The 24306-nt window shown below is 67.9% G+C and carries 22 protein-coding genes; 10 read left to right on the plus strand and 12 right to left on the minus strand.

Going from position 1 to position 24306, the window contains the following annotated elements; translation table 11 throughout:
• The first annotated feature begins 109 nt into the window (after nucleotides 1–109).
• The 3 genes from folK to M5E06_RS20100 all read left to right on the plus strand — a co-directional run bounded on the left by folK (nucleotide 110) and on the right by M5E06_RS20100 (nucleotide 1630).
• On the plus strand, nucleotides 110–640 hold the full coding sequence (gene folK / locus M5E06_RS20090) for a 2-amino-4-hydroxy-6-hydroxymethyldihydropteridine diphosphokinase (protein ID WP_252139705.1): 531 nt from the start codon (nucleotides 110–112) through the stop codon (nucleotides 638–640).
• A 142-nt stretch (nucleotides 641–782) separates the two neighbouring features.
• Nucleotides 783–1175, plus strand: coding sequence for a dihydroneopterin aldolase (locus M5E06_RS20095; protein ID WP_252139706.1), 393 nt, complete (start codon nucleotides 783–785; stop codon nucleotides 1173–1175).
• Nucleotides 1176–1471: 296 nt separating this feature from the next.
• Complete coding sequence (locus M5E06_RS20100; protein ID WP_199230941.1) at nucleotides 1472–1630, plus strand: hypothetical protein; 159 nt, start codon at nucleotides 1472–1474, stop codon at nucleotides 1628–1630.
• Between the two features lie 121 nt (nucleotides 1631–1751).
• Here M5E06_RS20100 and M5E06_RS20105 read toward each other — a convergent pair whose 3' ends face one another.
• The 5 genes from M5E06_RS20105 to M5E06_RS20125 all read right to left on the minus strand — a co-directional run bounded on the left by M5E06_RS20105 (nucleotide 1752) and on the right by M5E06_RS20125 (nucleotide 7838).
• Nucleotides 1752–2132, minus strand: a complete 381-nt coding sequence (locus M5E06_RS20105) for a response regulator (protein WP_109153057.1) — start codon at nucleotides 2130–2132, stop codon at nucleotides 1752–1754.
• A 15-nt stretch (nucleotides 2133–2147) separates the two neighbouring features.
• Nucleotides 2148–5261, minus strand: a complete 3114-nt coding sequence (locus M5E06_RS20110; RefSeq protein ID WP_252139707.1) for an efflux RND transporter permease subunit — start codon at nucleotides 5259–5261, stop codon at nucleotides 2148–2150.
• A gap of 4 nt (nucleotides 5262–5265) precedes the next feature.
• Nucleotides 5266–6423, minus strand: a complete 1158-nt coding sequence (locus M5E06_RS20115; protein ID WP_252139708.1) for an efflux RND transporter periplasmic adaptor subunit — start codon at nucleotides 6421–6423, stop codon at nucleotides 5266–5268.
• A 103-nt stretch (nucleotides 6424–6526) separates the two neighbouring features.
• Nucleotides 6527–6874 (minus strand): hypothetical protein, encoded by a 348-nt coding sequence (locus M5E06_RS20120; protein WP_252139709.1) that lies wholly within the window; start codon nucleotides 6872–6874, stop codon nucleotides 6527–6529.
• Nucleotides 6875–6968: 94 nt separating this feature from the next.
• Nucleotides 6969–7838: a glycosyltransferase family 2 protein gene (locus M5E06_RS20125; protein WP_252139710.1), complete on the minus strand. Its 870-nt coding sequence runs from the start codon at nucleotides 7836–7838 to the stop codon at nucleotides 6969–6971.
• A 411-nt stretch (nucleotides 7839–8249) separates the two neighbouring features.
• Between M5E06_RS20125 and M5E06_RS20130 the strand changes: the two genes are divergently transcribed.
• A complete protein-coding gene (locus tag M5E06_RS20130) occupies nucleotides 8250–8876 on the plus strand; it encodes an ATP-dependent Clp protease proteolytic subunit (protein WP_109073003.1) in 627 nt (208 codons plus the stop codon).
• A gap of 137 nt (nucleotides 8877–9013) precedes the next feature.
• Nucleotides 9014–9454, plus strand: coding sequence for a PRC-barrel domain-containing protein (locus M5E06_RS20135; protein ID WP_252139711.1), 441 nt, complete (start codon nucleotides 9014–9016; stop codon nucleotides 9452–9454).
• Between the two features lie 71 nt (nucleotides 9455–9525).
• On the opposite strand, the gene M5E06_RS20140 is transcribed toward M5E06_RS20135, so the two are convergent.
• The 4 genes from M5E06_RS20140 to M5E06_RS20155 all read right to left on the minus strand — a co-directional run bounded on the left by M5E06_RS20140 (nucleotide 9526) and on the right by M5E06_RS20155 (nucleotide 15720).
• The gene (locus tag M5E06_RS20140; RefSeq protein ID WP_252139712.1) at nucleotides 9526–9822 is read right to left on the minus strand and encodes a hypothetical protein; all 297 of its coding nucleotides are present in this window, start codon (nucleotides 9820–9822) and stop codon (nucleotides 9526–9528) included.
• A gap of 62 nt (nucleotides 9823–9884) precedes the next feature.
• Entirely contained in the window at nucleotides 9885–11048 is a 1164-nt protein-coding gene (locus M5E06_RS20145; RefSeq protein WP_252139713.1) for an OpgC family protein, read from the minus strand.
• A 291-nt stretch (nucleotides 11049–11339) separates the two neighbouring features.
• Entirely contained in the window at nucleotides 11340–14474 is a 3135-nt protein-coding gene (locus tag M5E06_RS20150; RefSeq protein ID WP_252139714.1) for an efflux RND transporter permease subunit, read from the minus strand.
• Between the two features lie 4 nt (nucleotides 14475–14478).
• A complete protein-coding gene (locus M5E06_RS20155; RefSeq protein WP_252139715.1) occupies nucleotides 14479–15720 on the minus strand; it encodes an efflux RND transporter periplasmic adaptor subunit in 1242 nt (413 codons plus the stop codon).
• Nucleotides 15721–15894: 174 nt separating this feature from the next.
• On the opposite strand from M5E06_RS20155, the gene M5E06_RS20160 reads away from it, so the two are divergent.
• The 3 genes from M5E06_RS20160 to M5E06_RS20170 all read left to right on the plus strand — a co-directional run bounded on the left by M5E06_RS20160 (nucleotide 15895) and on the right by M5E06_RS20170 (nucleotide 18703).
• Nucleotides 15895–16722, plus strand: a complete 828-nt coding sequence (locus M5E06_RS20160; RefSeq protein ID WP_252139716.1) for a cytochrome c oxidase assembly protein — start codon at nucleotides 15895–15897, stop codon at nucleotides 16720–16722.
• 4 nt (nucleotides 16723–16726) lie between these two features.
• Complete coding sequence (locus M5E06_RS20165; protein WP_252139717.1) at nucleotides 16727–17896, plus strand: c-type cytochrome; 1170 nt, start codon at nucleotides 16727–16729, stop codon at nucleotides 17894–17896.
• A 141-nt stretch (nucleotides 17897–18037) separates the two neighbouring features.
• Nucleotides 18038–18703 carry a peptidoglycan-binding domain-containing protein gene (locus tag M5E06_RS20170; protein WP_252139718.1) on the plus strand — a complete coding sequence of 222 codons (666 nt, stop codon included), beginning with the start codon at nucleotides 18038–18040 and terminating at the stop codon, nucleotides 18701–18703.
• A gap of 116 nt (nucleotides 18704–18819) precedes the next feature.
• Here the strand turns inward: M5E06_RS20170 and M5E06_RS20175 are convergent, their stop codons facing one another.
• The 3 genes from M5E06_RS20175 to coxB are packed head-to-tail and all read right to left on the minus strand — an operon-like array spanning nucleotide 18820 to nucleotide 22648.
• Nucleotides 18820–19182: a hypothetical protein gene (locus M5E06_RS20175; RefSeq protein ID WP_252139719.1), complete on the minus strand. Its 363-nt coding sequence runs from the start codon at nucleotides 19180–19182 to the stop codon at nucleotides 18820–18822.
• Nucleotides 19183–19190: 8 nt separating this feature from the next.
• Nucleotides 19191–21746, minus strand: coding sequence for a cytochrome c oxidase subunit I (ctaD, locus tag M5E06_RS20180; RefSeq protein ID WP_252139720.1), 2556 nt, complete (start codon nucleotides 21744–21746; stop codon nucleotides 19191–19193).
• Nucleotides 21743–22648, minus strand: coding sequence for a cytochrome c oxidase subunit II (coxB, locus tag M5E06_RS20185; protein WP_252139721.1), 906 nt, complete (start codon nucleotides 22646–22648; stop codon nucleotides 21743–21745). Before coxB ends, ctaD begins: the two co-directional genes overlap by 4 nt.
• Nucleotides 22649–22959: 311 nt before the next feature.
• Here coxB and M5E06_RS20190 point away from each other — a divergent pair, with 311 nt between their 5' ends.
• Both M5E06_RS20190 and M5E06_RS20195 read left to right on the plus strand, forming a co-directional pair.
• Nucleotides 22960–23826 (plus strand): TIGR02587 family membrane protein, encoded by an 867-nt coding sequence (locus M5E06_RS20190; protein WP_252139722.1) that lies wholly within the window; start codon nucleotides 22960–22962, stop codon nucleotides 23824–23826.
• 30 nt (nucleotides 23827–23856) lie between these two features.
• A complete protein-coding gene (locus M5E06_RS20195) occupies nucleotides 23857–24303 on the plus strand; it encodes a TIGR02588 family protein (protein WP_252139723.1) in 447 nt (148 codons plus the stop codon).
• The last annotated feature ends 3 nt before the right edge of the window (nucleotides 24304–24306 follow it).

Raw genomic sequence — 24306 nt, forward strand, 5'->3', positions numbered from 1 at the left:
GCCCGTCCGTTCCCGGACGGGTCTCTGCGGCCCGGAAGTGACGGACGGGCCCGGATTTGCTAGGAGTTCCGTCCCCTGTCCATACCAGCATATCGGAACCGCCGACGCCATGGCCGAGCTTACGCCCTCCACTTCTCCCTCCGCCTCTGCCGTGACGGTGTATCTCGCGCTCGGCGGCAACATGGGTGACCGCGCCGCCAACCTCGCCGAGGCAATCCGGCGGCTGGGCGAGGCGGTGGAGATCGACGCCCAGTCCGCCCTGTACGAGACGGCGCCGATGTATGTGACCGACCAGCCGGCCTTCCTGAACATGGCGGTGCGCGGCACCACCCGCCTCGGCCCGGCGGAGCTGCTGCGCTTCCTGAAGGAGATCGAGGCGACGCTGGGCCGCGACCTGGGCGGCCTGCGCTTCGGCCCTCGCCCCATCGACATCGACATCCTGCTCTACGCCGACCGCGTGGTGGCGCAGCCTGATCTGGAAATCCCCCACCCCCGCATGGCGGAGCGCGCCTTCGTGCTCTGCCCGCTGGCCGACATCGCCGCCGACATCGTCCACCCGGTGCTGAACCGGCGGGTCGACGCCCTGCGCGACGAGGTTCCCGGCCGCGAGACCGTCGTCCGCATCGCCGACAGGCTTTGACGAACGCCTCGCCGAGTGTGGTTGTCCAAGTGCAATGGTCCAAGTGCGGTGGCATGCCGCCGCCGCACCGCTTATAGTGCCGGCCTGAACGCAACGCCGGCGCCCGCCCGCCGGCCGGGAGAGTGTGTTGTCGGACGATAGCGTGAAACGGACCATGCTGGTCCAGCCGGGCGGCGCGCCGCTCACCTACACCATTCTGGTGCGCGGCTTCTCCGCCGCCGTGGCGCTTGCCGGCCGCACCGACCGGCCGGACGTCCGCTTCGACCTGACGCTGACCGTCACCCATCCCGGCCCCGGCTTTCCCGACGACATCGCCGCGGTGATGTCTTACGAGGACATCGTCGAAGACTTGCGCCGTCTTTGTGCCGAATCCAACGTATCGGGTGCCGAATACTTGGCCGACCGCGCCGCGGACCTCTGCCTGTCCCATGCCAAAGTGCGCCTGGTCCAGGTCGACGTCACCATTCCCGCGGCCGACTCGGGCGATTCGGCGGCCGGCACCAGCCTGACGCGCGGCCGGCCGGATCAGGCGTAACCGCGCCCGCGACCGCCGCGCAGCTGGTCATTACTGCATTGAACAAAGATATAGCGGCTGTTGACAAAAGGACGGGTGACATTACCACCCCATCTGAGTTATGGTCGCCATATTGTATTTTAGACCCACAATCCGGACCGGACGGGGTATATCCCCGGCGGCGATCCGGATACCGAAAGCCGAGACGAGCGCGCAGCAGGGATTAGGCCAATCGCCATTGCCGGCTTCGACCGTCCGCCGATCCCCCTTCCGGGACGGCAACGGCCTCCGGAAGCCGGACTCTAAGGGAGGGACGCATGGACCGCAGCAAGACGCCGACCCTTTCCGAACTGCTCGAAGATCCGATCGTGATCGCCGTGATGGCGCGCGATGGGATCAGCCCCGACAGCGTCCAGCAGCTCTTCGAACGCCTTCGCCGGAGCCGACGAGTACAGGAAGAACGGCTCGCCGCCTGACCTGCGGGCACCCCGACCCAGGCCGTGAATAAGGCCCGGTCAGGCCAATCGGCTGGAACACCACAAAACGAAGCGCCGCCTTCCACCGGAGGGCGGCGCTTCGCGCTTCAGGGAAAGAGGCTCACCCCTCCAGAACCTCGCGCACGACCTCCATCACCTCGGCTGGGGTGAAGGGCTTGCGAAGGGTGCGGTGCGCGCCCAGCGCCTCCGCCACCGGCAGCACGTCCAGCGAGGCGCGGGCGCCGCCACCGGAAATCGCGATGATCTTCAGCGACGGCGCGCCGCGCCGCAGTTCCATGATCGTCGCCAGCCCCTCCTGGTTCGGCATGAAGATGTCGGTGATGACCAGATCGACGGGATTGCCGGCCGGACGGTCGCGGAACCGCAACATCCCCTCCACCCCGTCGCGGGCGCCGACCGCCTCATGGCCGGCCATCGTCAGCGTGCGCAGCAGCACCGCGCGGGCCACGTCGTCGTCGTCGATGATCAGCACGCTGGCCATGGCGCCGATTCCCCCTCACTCCGCCGGATGGGGCACGCCGTGAGCAGCGCCCCCATCGGCGCCCTGCTCCGCAGCCTCGTCCCGCATCGGCTTCTTGCGGGCAAGATAGCTGTAGACCGTCGGGACGACGAACAGCGTCAGCAGCGTGCCCAGCGTCATGCCGCCGACGATGACGGCGCCGATGGCTTGCCGGCTTTCGGCACCCGCCCCCTTGGCGTAGGCCAGCGGCACCGCGCCCAGCACCATGGCGCCGGTGGTCATCAGGATCGGGCGCAGGCGCAGCACGGCGGCTTCCTCCACCGCCTTGCGGATGTCGGTCCCGGCGCGCTGGAGCTGGTTGGCGAACTCCACGATCAGGATGCCGTGCTTGGTGATGAGGCCGACCAGGGTGACGAGGCCGATCTGGCTGTAGACGTTCATCGTCCCGCCGCTCATCTGCAAGGCGGCCAGCGCGCCGGTCATCGACAGCGGCACCGTCAGCATGATGACGAAGGGGTCGATGAAGCTCTCGAACTGCGCCGCCAGCACCAGATAGATGAAGGCCAGCGCCAGCACGAAGACGAAATAGAGCCCGGTCGCCGATTCGCGGAACTCGCGGCTCTGCCCGGCATAGTCGGTCTGGGCGGTCGCCGGCAGCACCTTGTTCGCCGCCGCCTGCATCACCGCCAGCGCCTCGCCCAGCGAGGTCCCCGGCGCCAGCGTCGCGGTGATGGTGGCGGAGCGCAGCTTGTTGAAGTGGTTCAGCTCCTTCGGCGCCACCCGCTCCTCCACCTTCACCAGATTGGCGAGCGAGATCATCTGCCCCGGCCCACCGGTGGCCGAGGTGCCGCCGCGCACATAGATGCCGGCGATGTCGTCCGGGTTGCGGCGGTCGATGTTGGCGACCTGGACGATCACGTCATACTGCTTGCCGTCCTTCTTGAAGCGCGTGACCTGCCGTCCGCCCAGCAGCGTTTCCAGGGTGCGGCCGACAGTGTCGACATCCACCCCCAGATCGGCCGACTTGTCGCGGTCGAGCGACACCCGCAATTCCGGCTTGTTCAGCTTCAGGTCGGTGTCGATGTTGGTCAGGCCGGGGAAGTTGCGCGCCTCCGCCATCATGGCGTTGACCATCGTCTGCAGTTCCTCGAAGGGCAGCGAGGTCTGGATGACGAAATTGACCGGCTTGTCGATCGGGCTCTGCCCCAGCGAGGGCGGGTTGGTGACGAAGCCCAGGATGCCGGGGATGCCGAACATCTTGGGGAACAGCTGGGCGGTGATCGCCTGCTGCTTCACGTCGCGCTGGTCCCAGTCGATCAGGCGGACGAAGGCGATGCCCTGGTTCACCACGGGGAAGCCGACGACGACGAAGAACTTCTCCAGCACGGGGATCTGGCGGAACAGCGCCTCCATCCGCTGGGCGTAGCCCATGGTGTAGTCGAGCGTCGAGCCTTCCGGCGCGATGGCGATGCCGACGATGGTGCCGCGGTCCTCCACCGGCGCCAGTTCCGATTTCAGCCCGGTGAACAGCACATAGCTGGCCGCCGCGACGCCCAGCCCGATCAACAGCACCAGCGGCCGGGCCCGCAGCGACAGGCGCAGCAGCCCTCGGTAGCCGTTGGTCATCCCCTCCAGGAACCGTTCGATGGCGCGGTAGAGCAGACCGTGCTTCGTCTCGTGCTTCAGCAGCTTGGAGCACATCATCGGCGACAGCGTCAGCGCCACGAAGCCCGACACGATCACCGCACCGGCCAGCGTCAGCGCGAATTCGGTGAACAGCCGTCCCGTACGCCCCGTCATGAAACCGATGGGCGCGTACACCGCCGCCAGCGTGATGGTCATGGCGATGACGGCGAAGCCGATCTCGCGCGATCCCTTCAACGCTGCCTGGAACGGGTTCATGCCCTCTTCCACATAGCGGAAGATGTTCTCCAGCATGACGATGGCGTCGTCGACGACGAGGCCGATGGCCAGCACCATCGACAGCAGCGTCAGCGTGTTGATGGAAAAGCCGAAGGCGTACATCAGGGCGAAGCCGCCGATCAGCGACACCGGGATGGTCACCAGCGGCACCAGCGTCGCCCGCAACGAGCGCAGGAAGAAGAAGATCACCAGCACGACCAGGATGATCGCTTCGAAGATCGTGTGGAACACCGCATCGATCGACTTGGCGATGAAGACCGAGCTGTCATAGGCGACATCCACCCCCATGCCCTCCGGCAGGGCAGCGGTGATCTTCGGCAGCGCCTCGTTGACCGCCTTCGACACGTCCAGCGGGTTGGCGGTGGATTGCTTCACCACGCCGATGGCGACGGCGCCGCGGCCGTTGAAGCGGGCGCTGACCCGCTCGTCCAGCGCGCCCAGCTCCGCCCGGCCGATGTCGCGCAGCCGGACCAGATAGCCCGCATCGTCGCGCAGGATGATGTTCTCGAACTCGGCCGGACTGCGCAGGTCGGTCTCCGACACCACGGTGAACTCGCGCGCCACGCTTTCGACGCGGCCGGCCGGGATTTCGACATTCTGCCGGCGCAGCGCGTTCTCGACATCCTGCGGCGTCACCCGGTAGGCGGCCATCCGTTGCGGGTCGAGCCAAAGCCGCATGGCGAAGCGGCGCTCGCCGAAGATGCGCACCTGCGCCACGCCGGGCAGGTTCTGCAGCCGGTCCTTGACGTAGCGGTCGGCGAAGTCCGTCACCTCCAGCGGCGAATGCCGGTCGGAGGAGAAGGCGAGATAGATGATCGGCTGGGCGTCGGCCTCGACCTTGGCGATGACCGGCTCGTCGATTTCCGACGGCAGGGCGGCGCGGACGCGGCCCACTCGGTCGCGCACGTCGCTGGCGGCGACATCGACGTTGCGGTCCAGCCGGAAGCGCAGGGTGATCTGCGACTTCTCCGCCCGGCTGATCGAGGACATCACGTCGATGCCCTCGATGCCGGCGAGGCTGTCCTCCAGCGTCTGGGTCACCTGGCTTTCGATGATCTGGGCCGAGGCGCCTTTATAGGTTGTCTCCACCGTGACGACCGGCTCGTCGATCTTGGGATATTCGCGCACCGACAGACGCTGGTACGACACGATGCCGATCAGCATGAGGGCGAGGCTCATCACCGTCGCCAGGACGGGACGGCGGACCGAAATCTCGGACAGGATCATCGACTTAGCTCCCCGACGATGCGTTGGGGGCCGGCTTGTTCGGAACCACCGCCACCGGCGCACCGTCGCGGATCTTCAGCTGGCCGGCGGTGACCACCATGTCGCCGGGGGCGAGGCCCTTGGAAATCTCCACCTCCGCATTGCGGCGTTCGCCCAGCGTGACGCGGGTCTGCGTCACCTTGCCGTCCACCACCTTGAAGACATACTGGTCCTTGCCGAAGGCGACGATGGCCTGTTCCGGCACCAGCACCGCGTCGGGCACCGTGGTCAGCGTCAGCGACACGCGGGCGAACAGGCCGGGGCGCAGCGAGCCGTCCGGGTTCGGCACGCGGGCGCGGATCGCCAGCGCGCGGCCGTTCACGTCCACCAGCGGGTCGATCGCATAGACCGTGCCGTCGAAGCTGCGCCCGCCGAAGGCATCCACCGCCACCTTCACCGTCTGCCCGACCTTCACCGCCGGCAGGAACATCTCCGGCACGCGGAAGTCCAGCTTCAGCGTGTCGATGTCCTCCAGGTTGACGATGTCCTTGCCGGCCTGGACGAAATCGCCGACCGACACCTTGCGCAGCCCCAGCACCCCGTCGAAGGGCGCGGTGATGACCTGCTTGTCGAGCTGCGCCTTGGCCAGCTGCACCGCCGCCTCGTCGGCCAGCAGTTTGGCGGCGGCCTGTTCGCGGCTGCGCAGGGTGCCGCTGTTCTGGCGCACCAGCTGGTCGGCGCGCGACAGTTCGGCGCGGGAAAAGGCGATGCTCGCCTGCGCCTGGGCCAGCGTGGCGCGGGCGATGGCGTCGTCCAGCCGGACCAGCACGGTGCCCTTGGCGACGCGCTGCCCCTCCTTGAAGGCGATCTCACTAATGCGGCCGGCGATTTCCGGCCGGATCACCACCGATTCGTTGGACAGCAGCGATCCGACGGCGGTCACCGTCCGCTCCACCATCCCGACGCGGACCGGAACGGCCTCCACCGGCATCGGCGGCGCGCCGCCCGGCGGCTTGGCGCCCCCCGAGGCGCCTCCCGGAGCGGGCGCACCGCCGGACACGGCACCGGTCACCATCGCGGTCAGCCCGGCGACGGTCCCGCCCTGCTTCACGAAATACCAGTAAGCCCCGCCGGCGAGAGCCGCCAGGACGAGAAGTGCAGCGATGCGAAGCGTGTGGCGCATGGGACCGGGATCCGGACGGGTTTCGTTCTACCGCAGCGCAACCGAAAAGGGCGCCGGGCAAACTGAACTATATCGTTCAGTTCACATCCGGAGTCGAGAAGGTTCAGCGATCAGAACCGTCCGCCGGTCCGTTTGTCGCGGCCACGTCCTGAGGCCCGCCGCTCTCCAGCCGGCCGGCCCGCATCGGCACCGTCCGGCCGCCGCACAGCGTCACCCACAGATCGGCGGGATCGCCGGCCGCTACCGGTTCGTCGCCGTCCATCCGGCGGACTTCTCCGCCCTCCAGATCGAGTCCCGGCGCGCAACAGGGCGACTCGCCGGCCGCCACCAGCGCGCGGACGCGGCCATTCTCGATCCGGATGTCACGAAATCCGTCATCGACCCGCGCGTTCTTCAGCCAGAACTTCCCATTGGCGGGAATGCGGGCGAGGCAGCAGGTCGGGGCGTTCATGGAATTTACCCGTGTCCGGTCCGGCTATGTGCGACGCACCAAAACTGACACAAAATGGTAAAGCAAAGCCAGCGGGAGCTTGGCCCTTACGGGTTCACCCCTCCCCCAGCGCCAGGAACTCCTGGAAATTGGCGCAGCGGCCAGCCTTGAAGGCGGCCTCATAGGCGGCGTTGCGGGCGCGCTTGGCGGCGATGGACCGGGCGAAGACCTGTCGCAGCGCCTCGTCCCGGATGCCCAGCCCATCGCCGGCCAGCCGCTCCAGCACATGACGGTAACAGCGCTCCGCCCGCTCGCCGCTGTCGGCGGAGAAGGTGATGGAGCCGGCGCGCTGGCGATATTCATAGAAGGGCGTCGCCACCAGCGGCACCGGACCGGTGGCGTCGAGCACCCGGACATTGAAGACCACGTCATCGCAGAAATTCACGTCCTCGTCCCAGCCCGGCACCAGATCGCGCCGCACCACCGGAAACATCGGGACGGAGGTCGCCACGAACCCCTCGCCGTCCAGCAGGGCCGGAGCCTGCCCGTCTTCGAACAGGCGCAGCAGCGGCGAATCGTCCTCGTCACGCACCACTGCGACATTGTCGAAGGCCGCACCCCGTGCCAGAGCCAGCGGAACCAGTGCCGACAGCCGGCCGGGGCGGAAGCGGTCGTCGGCGTCCAGCGGCGCCACCAACGCCAGCCGCGCAGCATCCAGCCCGGCATTGCGCGCGGCGGGCGCCCCGGCGCCCACCCGGCCGGTGCTGGCGAAGACCAGCCGCGGATCGTCGATTCCGGCGGCCCGCAGCGTCGGGCGGTAATCGGTGCCGTCGTCGCTGACGATCACCGCCTCCCACTCCGTCCATTCCTGCTCCAACAGGCTCTGCACCGCACGGACGATGGTGCCGTGGGCGCGGTGGGCTGCGATGATGACCGATACGCCCGTCGCTCCGTCTTCAGACCAGCCCGTTCCGTTCCCGCGCATTCCGTCGCACTCCCGACCCGTTCGCGGGCGGAGTTTGGCGGCGTCGGGTGAACGGCGTCAATGGCGTGCCACCGGTTTCCCGCCGCCCCTTACCCGTGCCGCCGCCTCGTGGTAGGAAAGACCATCGTGCCGCGCCAACCGGGACGCGCCAACTGGAAGGACACCCGCGTGTTCGGTGAATGGAACAGTGGAACATCCCCGGAAAACTGTTGCACGCTGTTCCAAACGTCCCATTCGGCCGCGGCCGCACCCATCGATTTTGGCCGGCCGGACGTTGAACATGAAGGCCGGACGGGCTATGTGGTGAAGCAGGCAAGGCGCATGCGGCAGCGGGACGGCAGCCGGGGGATTTCTCCGGCGGCGCATCCCGGTCCCGATACCCCGCTTCCGATACCAGGGAGAAGAACATCAATGGCGCAGGTCGGATACACCCGGTTCGACGACGAACCTGAAAAGGAACCGGACGAGAAGTCGAAGGAAAGCGCCCAGCCGCAGTTCGCCGCCGTGCAGCAGAGCCTGTTCAAGGCGCGTACGGTCCTGATCTTCGGCCAGATCGACATGAAGCTGGCGCAGGTCGTGTCGGCCCAGCTGCTGGCGCTCGCCCATGAGAACGACGACGACATCACCGTCGTGGTCAACTCGCCGGGCGGCCATGTCGAGGCGGGCGACACCATCCACGACATGATCCGCTTCATCAAGCCGCGGGTTAAGATGCTGGGCACGGGCTGGGTCGCCAGCGCCGGCTGCCACATCTATCTGGCGGCGAAGAAGGAAGACCGTTTCTGCCTGCCCAACACCCGCTTCCTGATCCACCAGCCGCTGGGCGGAACGGGCGGCCGGGCGACGGACATCGCCATCGAGGCGAAGGAAATCATCCGCATGCGCGAGCGTCTGAACCAGATCATCGCGCGTGAGACCGGGCAGCCGTACGAAAAGGTCGCCAAGGACACCGACCGCAACTATTGGATGCTCGCCGAAGAGGCGAAGGACTACGGCATCGTCAGCCACGTCATCAACACGATGGACGAGCTGAAGTAACGGTTCCACGGTAGACCAAAGAAATTGGGCCTTTCTCCGAATGGGAGGAAGGCCCAATTTCTTTTGGGAAACAGGAAACCCATCGGCCGGCAGGGGTGTTGATCCGCCACAACATCTCAATAAGATGGAGCCAACCGATGAAACGCTATCTTGTCCTGGGCTGCACTGCCGCGCTTCTCGCCGCCACGCCCGCCCTGGCCGCGTCTTCGGACAAAAGCGTGACCAAGTCCAACAACCCCACCGTCGCAGCGGTCGACGACAGCGTCGACCCGGCGCTGATGAAGATGCATGTCGACCAGTTGAAGGGTAAGGACATCTATGGCGCCAAGGGCGAGAACATGGCGGAGATCGAGGATGTCGTCCGCTACAACAACAAGCTCTATGCCGTGATCGACGTCGACCACACCGTCGACGTCAGCGACAAGGACGTCGTGCTGCCGCTGAACAAGCTGCACATGAAGGGCGACAAGGTTACCCTCAACATGACCGAGCAGCAGCTCCAGGGTCTCGAGAAGTGGCAGAAGGGCCGCTACGAGACCGTGAAGGGCAAGGGTCCGCTGAGCGAGCTGTCCCACTAAGACCGCCCACGGAAAAAGGCGGCGGAGGGAAAGGCCTCCGCCGCCTTTTTCATGGGCGGTGCGATGTTTTCCTAGACCGACACGTCCAGCAGCGACCCGCGCTGGCGGTATCCCTGGGCATTCACCCGGGCGGCAAGCGCGCCGGCATTGGTGTCGACGGCCTGACTGCCCTCGGTGCCGCTGCGGGTATCGCGGGACTGGTCGGACTTCCCGATGGCCGGGGGCGCGGCCACCGTCTGGGTACGCACCGGCGGCGCCACCTGCTGCGCCGCCTGGACCGCCGGGGACATGGCGATCTGCGCCGCGGGCGTCAGCTGCGGTGTTGGCTTCAGCGTCTGGTAGGACGGTATGGCCGGATTGAATTGCATTCTCAAAATATGCGCCTACCCGGCGCAGGATTCAAGAAGCCCAGCCCTGGCTTGCCACCCTTTCACGGAGTCTCCGGCACGGCCGCCTGCGGTACCGCCGACTTGGCCGGCTGCCGGCGGGTCCGCCGCCGCTCCAGCACCATCGCCATCGCCAGCAGCACGGCGATCCCCGCCAGATTGACCGCCAGCACCGTCACGGAGTTCCGCCCGGCCAGCAGAACGGCGGTGCCGGCGATGGACAGCACGACGCCGACGCAGAAGACCGGCAGCGAATGCCGGCCGCAGGCGATCAGCATCCGGGCGGGGGCCGAGCGCAGCCACCCCGCATCGCGCGGCACCAGCAGCGCCGCCGCACAGGCCAGCGCCAGGAAATGCAGAAGCCGCATCGGCCCCAGCGTGTCCTTGTCGGCCCAGGGGATGGTCTGCTCCGGCAGCCAGCCTTGCAGTGCAGCCGGCGTCAGCGCATGGCCAATGTCGGATGCCGCGAACTTCCACAGCGCCATGCCGGCCAGCAGCGCCAGCGACCCGGCCAGCAGCCAGCGGGACTGCGGCAGCCGGACCCTGCCGCTGCGCACCACCAGCGCCAGACTGGTGCCGAGGAAGAACACGCATTGCCAGGCCAACGGGCTGAAGTTCCAATCCTCGTCCCACAGGTTGGGCGGGATCAGTCCGGGCGCCGCTTGGGCGACCAGATAGAGCACGAGCGACAACGCCACCGCCGCATAGCCGAAGCGGGCATAGGTCCACAGGAACAGCGGCGCCACCGCCACCAGCAGGATGTAAAGCGCCAGGATGTCGAAGGCGAAGGGCAGATACATCAGCACCAGATGCCACGCGATGGCGGTCACCGGGGTTTCGAACAGCGGCTCGAAGCTCTCCAGCCGGTTCGACGCCTCCATCGGCAGGTCGCCGACATGGACGGCGAGCGCGACAACCAGCGCGCTGACCAGCATGGTCATGATGTTGGCCGTCCACAGCTGCCGGCAGCGGCCGAGCGCCTTGCGCTGGCAGGCGGCGAACCCGTGCTCCGCCAGCACCGGACCATAGGCCAGCGCGATGGCGTAGCCGGAGATGAAGACGAAGATCTCGGCCGAATCGGAGGGGCCGAAACGGGCGGGCATCAGCTTTGCCAGCGGGTTCCCGCCGACATGGTTGATGAAGATGATCAGAAGGGCCACGCCCTTGAAGAGATCGAGACGTGCGTCGCGTGCCTGACGTTGCTGCATACAGCCGTGCCTCTCCTGCTGTGGCGGGCTCCCCGGCGGGGGCGGATGCCGCCCTTGAGGGGGGTCAGCAGACGAATCGCGGTGGCGCCGGACCACCGAAGGTTCGGCACCGCCACGGCGGATGTAGCCCACCATGGACATTTTCGCCGGCCGGGTGTCCAACGCGATGGGGGAACCCTTCCAACGCGGCGCCGGAAGGGAAAAGCGTTAAGCCCTTCTCAGGGTGGCTGTGGCAACCACCCCATTATCGGGCGCCCACAAGGGCGGGTACCGCAGCCGGACGGTCCTGCTTCAAGCACGCTTGCTCTCCGCCTGGACGGCCCGCGGGCGGCCGCGCAGCCGTTCGGTCAGGCGCTGGAAGGCGACGAACAGCACCGGGACGAAGACGATGCCGATCACCGTCGCCGCCACCATGCCGCTGAACACGGTGGTGCCGATCGACCGCCGGCTGGCCGCGCCGGCTCCGGTGGAGATCAGCAGCGGCACCGTGCCCAGGATGAAGGCCAGCGCGGTCATCAGCACGGCGCGGAAGCGCTGGCGGGCGCCCGCCACCGCGGCATCGACGATCGACCGGCCGTCGGCCCTCTGCTCCCGCGCGAACTCGACGATCAGAATGGCGTTCTTCGCCGCCAGACCGACCAGCAGCACCAGACCGATCTGCGCATAGATGTCGTTGGGAATCCCGGCGACCCACAGCCCGATGCCGGCCCCCAGCACGGCGACGGCCACCGACAGCAGCACCGCCAGCGGAATCAGCCAGTCCTCATACTGCGCCACCAGGAACAGGTAGCCGAACAGCAGGGCGAGGCCGAAGACCATCAGCCCCTGATTGCCGACCTGGCTTTCCTGATAGGACAGGCCGCTCCACTCCGTGGCATAGCCCTGAGGAAGGGTGTTCCGCGCCACGTCCTGCATGGCGGTCAGCGCCTGGCCGGAGCTGACGCCGGCCGCCGCCTGCCCGTTGACCGAGGCCGACATGAACTGGTTGTAGCGGGTGATGCTGTCGGGGGCGAGCGTGGTGCGCACCGACACGAGGCTGCGCAGCGGCACCATGTCGCCCGACTGGCTGCGGACATAGAGCTGATCGATCTCCTTCACCTGATCGCGGAAGCGGGCGGCGTCCTGCACCTTCACCTGGAAGACGCGGCCATACAGGTTGAAATCATTGACGTAGCTGGCCCCCAGATGCGCCTGCAGCGTGGTGAAGATGTCGGCCGGCGACACCCCCAGCAGGGAGGCGCGGGTGCGGTCGACATCCAGATACAGGTGCGGCACGTCGGCGCTGTAGGTGCTGAACACCGCCTGCAGGTTCCGATCCTGGTTGGCGGCGACCAGCAGGCCGCGCAGCACCGATCCCAACTCCTGCGGGCTCTGCCCGCCGGTGGCGAGCACCCGCATGTCGAAGCCGCCGGTGGCGCCCAAACCGGGGATGGAGGGCGGGTTGAAGGCGGTGACCGTCGCCTGCGGCATCGCGCCGAAGCGCGGGCGCAGGCTGCCCAGGATGGCGTCTACCGTCTCATCGCTCCCCCGCTCCGCCCAGGGCTTCAGCGCGGCGATGACGAGCCCGACGTTGGAGCCCTGGCCGCTGAGGATGCTGAAGCCGGAAATGGCGATGACGTCGGCGACACCCGGCTCCTCCTTGATGGTTTCGCTGATGCGGTCCATCACGGCCTGGGTGCGGGTGACCGACGCGGCGCTGGGAAGCTGGACGTTGACGAAGAAATAGCCCTGGTCCTCCGCCGGCAGGAAGGCGGTGGGAAGACTGCGCAGCAGGGCGAAGGCGCCGGCGGTGATCGCCAGGAACAGCACCAGCCCGACGATCAGCCGCCGCCCCAGCCCATGCACCAGCCGTCCATAGCCGTCGCGCACCCGGTCCAGCCCGCGGTTGAAGGCCGCCAGCGGCCGCCACGGCTCCGTCGGCTTGCGCAGCAGCAGGCCGCACAGCGCCGGACTGAGCGTCAGTGAATTGATGCCGGAGATGATGAAGGAGGCGGCGATGGTGACGGCGAACTGGCGGTAGAGCTGTCCTGTGATGCCCGGCAGGAAGGCCACCGGCACGAACACCGCCGCCAGCACCAGGGTGGAGGCGACGATGGCGCCGCTGACCTGCCCCATCGCCCTGGCCGCCGCCTCGGTCGACGACAGGTCGGGATGCTCCTCCATCACGCGGCGGACATTCTCCACCACGACGATGGCGTCGTCGACGACGAGGCCGATGGCGAGGATCAGCGCGAACAGCGTGATGGTGTTGGCGCTGTAGCCGAGAACCAGCAGCACGGCAAAGACGCCGATGATCGACACCGGGATCGCCAGCGTCGGGATCAGCGTCGCCCGCCAGTCCTGCAGGAAGACGTAGATGACCGCCACCACCAGCAGGAAGGTGATGCCCAGCGTCAGCACGATCTCTTCGATGGTGGCGGTGACGAAGTTGGTGGTGTTGAAGACGACCGCGTACTTCAGCCCTTCCGGGAAGCGTTGCGATAGCCGCTCCAGCTCCGACCGCACCGACTTGGCGACATCCAGCGCATTGGCGCCCGGCGACTGGTAGACGACCAGCGTCGCCGCCGGCGCGCCGTTCAGCTTGGAGGAGGAGGTGTAGGATTGCGCCCCCAGCTCCACCCGCGCCACGTCGCCGAGGCGGACGATGCCGCCATTCTCGTTGCTGCGGATGATGATGTTGGCGAAGTCCTGCGGATCGTTCAGCCGGCCGCGGGCGATGATGGTCAGCTGTTGCTGCTGGTCGTCGCCGATGGGCGGGGCGCCGATCTGGCCGGCGGGGGCCTGGACATTCTGCTTTTGGATCGCAGAGATCACGTCCGGAGCGGTGATGCCCAGCGCCGTCATGCGGTCCGGGTTCATCCAGATCCGCATGCTGTAGTCGAGCGCGCCCAGCACCTGGGCATCGCCGACGCCGGGGACGCGGGCGATGGAATCGCGCAGGTTCAGGCTGGCATAGTTGGAGATGAAGATCGGGTCGAATTTGCCGTCGGGGGCATAAACGTTCACCGCCATCAGCATGTTGGACGATTGCCGGCGCACCGTGACCCCCTGGCGCGTCACCTCCGACGGCAGGCTGGCGGTAGCCAGCGACATGCGGTTCTGCACATTGACCGCGGCGATGTCGGGATCGGTGCCGGGCGCGAAGGTGATGGTCAGCGAATAGCTGCCGGTGTCGGTGCTGGTGGAGGACATGTAGAGCATGCCTTCCACGCCGTTCACCTGGGCCTCGATCGGGGCGGCGACGCTGTCGGCCACCACCTGGGCGTTGGCGCCGGGATAGGTTGCCGACACCTGGACGGTCGGCGGGGTGATCGAGGGATATTGCGCGACCGGGATGGCGTTCAGCGCCAGAAAGCCGGCGATCAGCGTGACGACGGCAATGACGATCGCCAGATTCGGCCGGCGAATGAAGAGCGCGGAAAACATCGCCTCACTCCTTCGCCGTACCGGTGGCGCCACCAGCCGCAGCGGCACCGCCGGACGAACCGGCGCCGGCCCCTGCTGCGGTACCTTCGGCCACCTCGTCAGCCGGGGTGGGCTGCACGACCATGCCCGGCCGCACCTTCTGCACGCCGCCGACCACCACCGTCTCGCCGGCGGTCAGCCCCTTTTCCACCACCAGCGACTGGTCGACCTGCGCACCGGTCTCCACCGGGCGGCGCTGCACCCGGTTCTGGTCGTCCAGCACCAGCACATAATGCCCCTGCTGGTCCTGCTGGACCGAGGCGACGGGCACCACCGGGCGCTGCTCCGGCTGGTCGCGCCGGACCCGCACGGTCACATACTGGCCGGGCAGCAGCAGGCGCTGCGGGTTGGCGAAGGTGGCGCGGATGCTGACCGTGCCGGTCTGCGGATCGACGCGGTTGTTGGCGAACTCGATCTGGCCCTCCTCGGCATAGTCGCTGCCGTCGGGCAGGACCAAGGTCGGCACGAACTTCTCCGTCGCCTGCGACGGCTGGCGGACGTCGAACTTGCGCTGGAAGGCCAGCAGGTCGCGGTCGGCGACCGAGAAGACGGCGCGGATGGGGTCGAGCTGCACCACCGTCGCCAACACGCCGGTGGACGGGTTGACGAGGTTGCCCTGCGTCACCGCCGTGGCGCCGATGCGGCCGTCCACCGGGCTGGCGATGCGGGTGTAGCCGAGATTGATCTCCGCCGTGCGGACCTGGGCCTGATTCATCATCACCGCCGCCTGGGCGGCGTCGCGGTCGGCCAGCGCCTGATCCAGCTGCGCCTGCGAGACGTTGCCGCGCTGGCGCAGTTCCTCGGCGCGGTTGTAGGCACGCTCCGCCTCGCGCAGCTTGGCTTCGGCGCTGGCGAGCTGGGCCTTGGCGCTGTCGAGCGCGGCCTGATAGGGCGCCGGCTCGATCACATAGAGCAGATCGCCCTCATGGACGTCCTGCCCTTCCTGGAAGGCGACCTGCTCGACTGTGCCTTCGATCCGGGGACGCGCCTCGAAGGAGCGGATGGCCTCGATCCGGCCGATGAACTCCGACGCGGGGGCGACGTCGCGGCTCTCCACCGGTGCGGTGGTCACGGCCGGAGGAGGCGCCTTCTGGCCACCTCCCGGCTGCCCTTGCGCCTGCGCCGGCGTGGCGGCGAGCAGCCCCGACAGCACGGCCGCGCAGACGGCGGAATAGGCGCGGGTGCGGCGGGGCGAGGCGGCGGGCATGGCGGTCTCCGGCTGCGTTTCCGATTGGCCTTGCGCGCATCAACACCCCGGCCACCGATCTGCTCCCTGCCCATCGGGTCATTTGCCGCCGGAAACGTCGCCTTGTCAGGGAACATCCCGCCATGCCGGTTATTGGACAGCATGCAGAGTTCCCGGAACCCGCGAGGCCGCGCCATGGCGACAGACAGCTTTCCCTTCGTTCCCTACTGCGGTGTTCCGCCGGTGCCGGGTGAGCTGTCGACCGCCTGGAACGGCGATCCGGTGCTGCTGGCCGTCTTCGCTCTGGCCGCGATCGGCTTGACGGTGGTGGCGCGCCGTCCGGCCGGCCGCGGCGGACATGCCGGTCATCGGTCCATGTGCTTGGCCGCCGGCTGGCTGGTGTTGGGCGTCGCCTTCGTCTCCCCGCTGTGCAGCCTGACCTCCGCCCTGTTTTCCGCCCGTGTGGCCCAGCATCTGCTGACCATCCAGGTCGCGGCGCCGCTGTTCGTGCTCGGCTGGCCGAGCGGTGCGGTGCGGTGGCCGGAGCCGCTGCGCAGGATGGCGAGGCCGCTCGGCAAGCCGGAGCTGGCCTGGGGACTGTTCGGCATCACGCTGTGGGTCTGGCATCTGCCCGGCCCCTACCTGGCGGCGCTGGCGAACGACGCCGTGCTGTGGCTGATGCACGGCACGCTGTTCGCCGGGGCGGTGGCGGCATGGCGGACGGTGCTGGCACCGACCGACAATGCGATGCGGCTGCGCGGCCTTCTGGCGGCCTTCGGCACCTCGGTCCATCTGGCGATGCTGGCGGCGCTGCTGATCTTCGCCGGGACACCGCTGTTTCCCTACCATCTGACCACCACCGCGCCCTGGGGCCTGTCGCCGCTGGCCGACCAGCAGCTGGGCGGCCTCATCATGGGGGTCGTCGGGTCGCTGGCCTATGTCGCGCTGGTGCTGGCCGGCGCGGCCCGCTGGCTGCGCCAGGGAGAAGAAGACGGTCAGCTCTCCGGCGGAAAGGCTGGTTGAGCGGATGTGGCGGACCCTGAAGACACTCGCCATCGCAGGCGTGGCGGCCGGGATCGGCGGGCTCCTGTTCGCGTGGTCGGGCCTGTACAGCGTGGCGGCGAGCAAGGCGCATTGGACGCCGGTCGAGCTGTTCTTCGAAATGGCGATGCGCCGTTCGGTGGAGACGCATGCCGCTTCCGTCGGCGAGCCGCCCGATCTGGACGACCCGGCGCTGATCCGCCGCGGTGCCGGCCATTACGAGGATGGCTGCGCTCCCTGCCACGGCGCCCCCGACACGACGCGCAACCCGATCTCCCGCCACATGATGCCGGAGCCGCCCTATCTGCCCGATAAGGTGGCCGACTGGAAGCCGCGGGAACTGTATTGGATCACCCTGCACGGCATCAAGTACGCCGGCATGCCGGCTTGGCCGGCCCAGCAGCGCAAGGACGAACCCTGGGCGGTTACCGCCTTTCTCCTGCGGCTCAAAGGGATGAGCGCGGAAGAATATCACGGCCTCGCTTTCGGTCGGACGCGGGCCGACGACCATGCGCGGGTGGCCGAACTGACCGGCCCCACAAGCGGTCCGATGAGCAGAGGTTTGGGAGAGACCCTGCAGGATTGCGCCCGCTGCCATGGCTTTGACGGGAACGGCGACAGCATCGGCGCCTTCCCGCGGATCGCCGGACAGTCGGCGGACTATCTGCGCGAGACGCTGCAGGCCTACGCCGACGGCAACCGCTTCAGCGGCATCATGCAGCCGGTGGCGGCCGGGTTGGACGAAGAGGCGATCCGCGGATTAGCCGAGCATTACGCAGCGCAAAAGCCTGCAACGGCAACGGTTAAGACCGCCGATCCGGCGCCGGAGCTGCTCGATCTGGGCCGGCGGATCGCGGAGTCCGGCGCCCCGGACGATGGCGTCGCCGCCTGTTCCGGCTGCCATGGGGGAACGGGGGCCGACACCCGGCATGCCCGTGATCCCCGATACCCGACCCTGGACGGACAGCATGCGTCCTACATCGCCGCCCAGTTGCGGCTGTGGCGTGACGGGGCGCGCGGCAACACGGCGCTGTCCCGCATCATGGAGGCCGCAGTCCGCCGCATGACCGACGAACAGATCGATGCAGTGGCGGAGTATTACTCCCGCCGCGCCCCCGAACGCGCCATGGTGAAGGGCGACGACGGAAAATCCTGAAGGGACGTCAGGGAACAAGAAGGCCCGCTGCTGATTGTTCATCACATGACCCAGCTGTCGCTTGCCGTGCGGCAGGACAGTACAGGCCGCACCGGGCGGCGGGTCGCCAACATCGAATCGTAATCGAGAAGGATGGCAACCATGCGTGGGATTTCGAAGATCGTCATGACCGCCACCGCGGCCGGCGCCCTGTTCGCGCTGAGTGCCTGCGGCAGCACGGAAACCTCGCGGACCGCGACCGGCGCCGGCACGGGTGCCGTGGCCGGCGCCGTCGTCGGCGGCCCGGTCGGCGCGGTTGTGGGTGGCGTCGGCGGTGCCGTGGCCGGCAACAGCATGGACGAAAGCCTGAGCAAGAAGACCGACCGCGCGACCGACCGCGCCACCCGCGAAGTCCGCGAGGAGGTGTCGGACGATTCGTCCTCCAAGCGCTCGTCCTCCCGCCACGGCATGGCCTCCAGCAGCCACTTGAGCCACGAGCAGGTGCGCGAGATCCAGCAGGCGCTGAACGACCGCAACGACGGCCGCGACATCACCGTCGATGGCGTCTGGGGTGCCAACACCCGCAGCGCCCTGATGAAGTTCCAGCGCGACAACGGCCTGCGCGCCACCGGCCGCGCCGACCAGCAGACGATGGCCGCCCTGAACCTGAGCGGCAACACCACGGGCACGTCCGGCAGCACCAGCGGGACCAGCAACACCAACAACATGGGCAACACCGGCACCCCGCGGGGCAACGCGATGCCCAGCGACACCCCGCAGAACCAGAGCACGCCGCAGGGCTCGATGGGCCAGAACGGCACCAAATAACCTCGGCTTAACAGCCAACCGAATACCGGTCCTCTACGCCGGTTCCGGGGCATCGCGACGGCACCTCAGGCCGTCGCGGCGTCCGGGAACCGGCGTAGTCCTTTTGGGGCGACCTCTCAGCCGCAGGCGGGGACGATCAGGGCGGGCATGCCGACCCACAGGATCGCGACCAGTGCGGCGCCCGATCCGGCAACGACGAACCAGCGGACGAAGCGGCGCGGATCGGCGGCGCCGACATGTCCGGCCGGACCGGCGCCACGCAACGCCTTCACCAGCAGGATCGCCACCCAGCCGATGGCGAGAAGAGTCGCGATGCCGACCAGCGCCATCGACAGCGGCAGGCCGAACAGCAGCGCCCCCTCCGGCTTTCGGGCGCAAACCATCCCGTTGATGCTGTAGACCACGCCGAAATGAACCGCCCAGATCAGGAAGGGCGCCAGCATTCCGACGAAGGTGGCGGGAAAGCTGCGGCTCGCCATGGCGGTCCTCATATCGCAAGACGCGGGAACAGGTGCAGAAGCAGCAGGGCGGTTCCACCCTGCGCCGCGCTGTACCAGCCCATCAGCATGGTGTTGTCGAAGGTCACCCGCCGCTCCGAATGCAGCAGCCCGGCGGCCGAGCGCGCCAGCGTGTAACCCAGCATCAGCGTCATCACCGCGACGTGGAAGCCCTGCCACGCCACCAGCATGTAGGCGATGGCTCCATAGGCGCTGTCCGCGCCGACGAGGCCGGTCTGCATCTGCGCATTGGTGTCCAGCAGGATGCCGCCGACCATCGCCGCCCAGGCCACGATCAGCCCGAGACGGACCCGGCCATGCCGGTTGCGGTCCACGGCGGAGCGCGCCCAGCCGATGGCCAGCGCCGCCAGCCCCCACAGCGCCAGCCCGCCGGCCAGCCAGGGCAGGCCCGGCAGCCCGTCTCCATCCGTCGGCCAGACATCCGGGCTGACCGTCCACAGGAACAGATAGGTGAAGACCAGACAGGCGAAGGCGGTGCCGTCCACCAGCAGAAGCACCACCATGCCCCACCAGCTATGGTTCTTCGGCCCCTGCACATAGACCGGCACGCGCCAGCCGCCGCCGACATCCTGCGGCGGATGGTCCGCCCCCTTGTCGAGGCCCCACAGCCACCAGATCACCAGCCCGACCGCCAGCACCGCGGGGACCAAAGAGAAATAATAGAACTTCAGCGTCAGGGAGATGAAATGGGTGGCGGTGAACAGCCCGGCCAGGAAAGGCGCCCAATGCGGCCCCGGCAGCGGCATGAGATATTGCGGCTTCGCCTCGATCGGGCTGGTGACGATGGTTTCCCGCCTGTCGGTGGGCGCGCCGGGCAGGAAATGGGCGCCCTCGCGCACCTCGCGCGGCAGATCGGGATTGTCCCACAGGGGATACAGGCCGGTGACATGCGGGATGCTGCGCACGGCGTACAACTCGTTCGGCAGCCATTCCAGCGTTCCGGCATTCCACGGGTTGTCGGACGCCTTCTCCCCCCGGCCCAGCGCGCTGCGCGCCATGTCGACCAGCACCAGCAGCACGCCCAGCGCCAGCACGAAGGCGCCCACCGTCGACACCATGTTCAGCAGGTTCCAGCCGAGATCACCGGGATAGGTGTAGACCCGCCGCGGCATGCCCTGCAGGCCGCTGATGTGCATGGGGAAGAAGGCGACGTTGAAGCCGATGAACATCAGCCAGAAGGCCCAGCTTCCCAACCGCTCCGACAGCAGCCGGCCGTTCAGCGTCGGCCACCAGTGGTAAAGCCCGGCGAAGACCGGGAACACCATGCCGCCGATCAGCACGTAATGCAGGTGCGCGACGATGAAGTAGCTGTCATGGGCCTGCCAGTCGAAGGGCACCACCGCCACCATCACGCCGGTCAGCCCGCCCAGAACGAAGATGAACAGGAAGCCGAACAGGAAGCGCGTCGCCACCGTCCATTGCACCCGCCCTGCCCCCAGCGTGGCGATCCAGGCGAAGACCTGAATGCCGCTCGGCACCGCCACTGCCATGCTGGCGGCGGAAAAGAAGCTGAGCGACAGCGACGGGATGCCGGTGGCGAACATGTGGTGGACCCACAGCCCGAAGCTGAAGAAGCCGGTCCCAACCAGTGCCAGCACCACGAGATCATGGCCGATCAGCGGCCGGCGGGCCAGGGTCGGCACCATCATCGACACCAGCCCGGCAGCCGGCAGGAAGATGATGTAGACCTCCGGATGGCCGAAGAACCAGAACAGATGCTGCCACAGCAGCGGATCGCCACCCTTCTCCGCGATGAAGAAGGGCCAGTGGAAGGCGCGCTCGATCTCCAGCAAGGCGGTGGCGACGATCACGGCGGGAAAGGCGAAGATGATCATCCCCGCCATCACCAGCATCGACCAGGCATAGATCGGCAGCTTGTCCAGCGTCATGCCGGGCGGACGGGTGCGCAGGATGCCGACGACGATCTCGATGGCGCCGGCGATGGCCGAGATCTCGATGAAGCCGATGCCGAGCAGCCAGAAATCGGCGTTAATGCCCGGCGAATGCTCGTAACTGGTCAGCGGCGGATACATGAACCAGCCGCCGTCGGGCGCCGCCCCGAAGATCAGGGAGCAGAAAAAGGCGATGCCGCCGAAGAAATAGGCCCAGAAGGCGAAGGCCGACAGCCGGGGAAAGGGCAGATCGCGCGCCGCCAGGAAGGAAGGCAGCAGATAGACGCCGATGGCCTCCACGATCGGCACGGCGAACAGGAACATCATCCCGGTGCCATGCACCGTGAAGAACTGGTTGTAGGTGTTGTGGTCGAGCAGGTCGTTGTCCGGCACCGCCAGTTGCAGGCGCATCACCAGCGCCAGCAGCCCGGCGATCAGGAAGAACAGCAGCGCCGTGCCGATGTACCAGACGCCGACCTTGGTGTTGTTCACCGCGGTCAGCAGCGCGATCCCCCGCGGCAGCCGCCAGAGGCGGCGCAGCCTCTCCTCCTCCCCCTCCGGGCGAGGGACGGGGCTGGGAGTTGGCCTGCCGCCGGAGAACTCGTCGCGGGGCTCGTCGGTGCGCAGCGTCATTTCAGGCTCTCCAGCCAGGCGGCCATGGCGTCCAGGGTCTCGCCGTCCATCACGTCGAAGGACGGCATGCGGTTCTCGGGCTTGATGTGCTGGGCACCCTGGATCCAGGCGGCGATGGTCTCCACCCGCGTCGGCATCGTCCCGGCGGCGAGCGACGGCCGGGCGCCGACACGGCTCAGGTCCGGGCCGACCAGCCCATCCGCCTCCGTCCCGCGCACGGCGTGGCAGGACTGGCAGCCGAAGGAGAAGAAGGCGTCGCGGCCGCGCACGAGCTGCGGCGTCGCCGGTTCCGGCGGCGGGCGCCGTTGCGCCGCCATCCAGGCGTCGAACTCGTCGGCCGGCAGAACCCGGATGTCGAAGGCCATCAGGGCATGCTGCGCCCCGCAATATTCGGCGCACTGGCCGCGATAGAGCCCCGGCCGCTGCGCCACGATCGGCAGCCGGTTCACATGGCCGGGGATCATGTCGATCTTGCCGGCGAGGCTCGGCGCCCAGAAGCTGTGGATGACGTCGGCGCTGGCGACCCGCAGTTCCACCTGCCGCCCGGCCGGCAGAACGAGTTCATTGGCTCCGCGCAACGGCTCCTGTCCCTCCACATGATAGCGGACGTCCCACCACCACATGTAGCCGGTGACCTCCACCACCAGTTCAGGGTCCGGCGTCAGCGTTGCCAGCCGGCGGGCAAGGGCGAATTCATGGAACTGGAGCGCCGTCAGCGTGACGAGCGGAAACAGGATGCCGCCGCCGATCACCCAGGCGCGGCGGCCGGGAAACCGCTCCGGCCGGACCAGCGCGGCGTAGAGCGCCAGCGCCATCACCATCAGGAAGATCACCCCGGCTCCGATGAACAGGATCCAGCTGGTGACCAGGATTTCCTGTGCACTGACCCCGGCAGCATCCAAGGCCGACTGCCGCCCCCCACCACCAGGAAGGACGCATCCTGAAAGGGCAAGCGCCGCAATGGGCAAGCCGGGCCGCAGAGAGGCTCGCGCAGACCGCCGGCTCGCCCTGTTCATGTCGATCGCCTCCCCTTCGCCGGGCCACGCCCATTTTCCCCCTCGGGGTCAACACAGCCGAGGCTCGACGGTTTCGTGGGCAATCCGAAGTTCCCATGCGAAATCGCGAAACCTGTGCGTGGCCGTATGCGTTGAAGGTGGAAGTACGGCTCCGACAATCGCGGCGGGGTTGGAAAAGGTGCTTGGGGAGACGATGCATGACCGCCGACACAGGCCGGACGGAGGCGGCGTTGCCGGGCAGGCCCGCTTATGAAGACAACCGCTCCTTCCTCGTCGGACTGGCGCGGGCCTTCGCCGGAGCGCTGATCTTCTCGCTGCCGATGCTGATGACGATGGAGATGTGGTGGATCGGCTTCACCATGGACTCCTGGCGGCTGGTCCTGCTGCTGGTGCTGCTGATCCCGCTACTGGTCGGGCTGTCGGTGGTCAGCGGCTTCAAATCCACCGCCAGCCTGCGCGACGACATCGCCGACGCCTTCGTCGCCATCGCCGTGGCAGTGGTGATGTCGGTCGTCATCCTCGGCATCTTCAAGGTGCTGTCCGTCGACATGCCGGCGCGCGAGGTGATCGGCAAGATCGCGCTGCAGAGCTTCCCCGCCGCCATCGGCGCAATGCTGGCCCGCGACCAGTTGGGCGAGAAGAGCAGCGAGAGCATGCAGCGCCAGACCGCGATGACCTATCCGCAGGAGCTGTTCCTGATGGGGGTGGGGGCGCTGTTCCTCGGCCTCAACGTCGCCCCGACGGAGGAGATGGTGCTGCTATCCTACATGATGGATCCGTGGCGGGAGATCGCGTTGCTGCTGCTGTCGCTGGTGCTGATGCACGCCTTCGTCTACGCCGTGGAGTTCCCCGGCGGGTCGAAGCCGCCGGGCGGCGTCGGGTTCTGGAGCCTGTTCCTGCGCTTCACCGTCGTCGGCTATGTCATCGTGCTGGCGATCTGCCTTTACCTGCTGTGGACCTTCGGCCGGACCGACGGCACCGGGCTGGCCGAGATCATCAGCGCCACCGTGGTCCTGGGTTTCCCCTGCGCCATCGGCGCGGCGGCGGCCCGACTCATCTTGTGACTCTGATCCTGTGAAGGGGGAGAGAGGCCGATGGCAACGACCGACGACGATTCACGGGTGAACGACGGGTCACGGGCGAGTGACGGAGCGGAGCATGCACCGCCGACCTCCCCCCTCGAATGGGTGGTGGCGGGGCTCGGCGCGCTGCTGATCGCCGCGATGATCGGCTACATGGTGCAATACGCTCTCAAGGAGCACAGTTCGGTCCCCGGCGAGATGGAGGTGACCGTGATGGAAACGCGGACCGGCGGCTTGGGCCATACCGTGCGTTTCCAGATCCGCAACCGGACCGCCGCGACCGCCGCAACGCTGATCGTGCGCGGAGAGCTGCGCTCCGGCGACCGGGTGGTGGAGACGGCGGAGGCGCAGTTCGACTATCTGCCGCCCTATTCCGAACGCTTCGGCGGCCTGATCTTCCAGCACGACCCGGCCCGCTACGAGCTTCGCATCGTTCCCACCGGCTACAGCGAGCCTTGAGGG

Origin of the sequence: Azospirillum sp. A1-3 (assembly GCF_023806445.1) — a bacterium.
GTDB lineage: Bacteria > Pseudomonadota > Alphaproteobacteria > Azospirillales > Azospirillaceae > Azospirillum.

Coding starts and splice junctions, on each gene's coding strand:
- M5E06_RS20195 (WP_252139723.1), top strand. CDS start 23,857: ATGGCAACGACCGACGACGATTCACGGGTGAACGACGGGTCACGGGCG.
- M5E06_RS20145 (WP_252139713.1), bottom strand. CDS start 11,048: ATGCAGCAACGTCAGGCACGCGACGCACGTCTCGATCTCTTCAAGGGC.
- M5E06_RS20150 (WP_252139714.1), bottom strand. CDS start 14,474: ATGTTTTCCGCGCTCTTCATTCGCCGGCCGAATCTGGCGATCGTCATT.
- M5E06_RS20130 (WP_109073003.1), top strand. CDS start 8,250: ATGGCGCAGGTCGGATACACCCGGTTCGACGACGAACCTGAAAAGGAA.
- M5E06_RS20155 (WP_252139715.1), bottom strand. CDS start 15,720: ATGCCCGCCGCCTCGCCCCGCCGCACCCGCGCCTATTCCGCCGTCTGC.
- M5E06_RS20170 (WP_252139718.1), top strand. CDS start 18,038: ATGCGTGGGATTTCGAAGATCGTCATGACCGCCACCGCGGCCGGCGCC.
- M5E06_RS20125 (WP_252139710.1), bottom strand. CDS start 7,838: ATGCGCGGGAACGGAACGGGCTGGTCTGAAGACGGAGCGACGGGCGTA.
- M5E06_RS20140 (WP_252139712.1), bottom strand. CDS start 9,822: ATGCAATTCAATCCGGCCATACCGTCCTACCAGACGCTGAAGCCAACA.
- M5E06_RS20160 (WP_252139716.1), top strand. CDS start 15,895: ATGGCGACAGACAGCTTTCCCTTCGTTCCCTACTGCGGTGTTCCGCCG.
- M5E06_RS20115 (WP_252139708.1), bottom strand. CDS start 6,423: ATGCGCCACACGCTTCGCATCGCTGCACTTCTCGTCCTGGCGGCTCTC.
- M5E06_RS20120 (WP_252139709.1), bottom strand. CDS start 6,874: ATGAACGCCCCGACCTGCTGCCTCGCCCGCATTCCCGCCAATGGGAAG.
- ctaD (WP_252139720.1), bottom strand. CDS start 21,746: ATGACGCTGCGCACCGACGAGCCCCGCGACGAGTTCTCCGGCGGCAGG.
- M5E06_RS20190 (WP_252139722.1), top strand. CDS start 22,960: ATGACCGCCGACACAGGCCGGACGGAGGCGGCGTTGCCGGGCAGGCCC.
- folK (WP_252139705.1), top strand. CDS start 110: ATGGCCGAGCTTACGCCCTCCACTTCTCCCTCCGCCTCTGCCGTGACG.
- M5E06_RS20110 (WP_252139707.1), bottom strand. CDS start 5,261: ATGATCCTGTCCGAGATTTCGGTCCGCCGTCCCGTCCTGGCGACGGTG.
- M5E06_RS20135 (WP_252139711.1), top strand. CDS start 9,014: ATGAAACGCTATCTTGTCCTGGGCTGCACTGCCGCGCTTCTCGCCGCC.
- M5E06_RS20105 (WP_109153057.1), bottom strand. CDS start 2,132: ATGGCCAGCGTGCTGATCATCGACGACGACGACGTGGCCCGCGCGGTG.
- M5E06_RS20100 (WP_199230941.1), top strand. CDS start 1,472: ATGGACCGCAGCAAGACGCCGACCCTTTCCGAACTGCTCGAAGATCCG.
- M5E06_RS20175 (WP_252139719.1), bottom strand. CDS start 19,182: ATGGCGAGCCGCAGCTTTCCCGCCACCTTCGTCGGAATGCTGGCGCCC.
- M5E06_RS20165 (WP_252139717.1), top strand. CDS start 16,727: ATGTGGCGGACCCTGAAGACACTCGCCATCGCAGGCGTGGCGGCCGGG.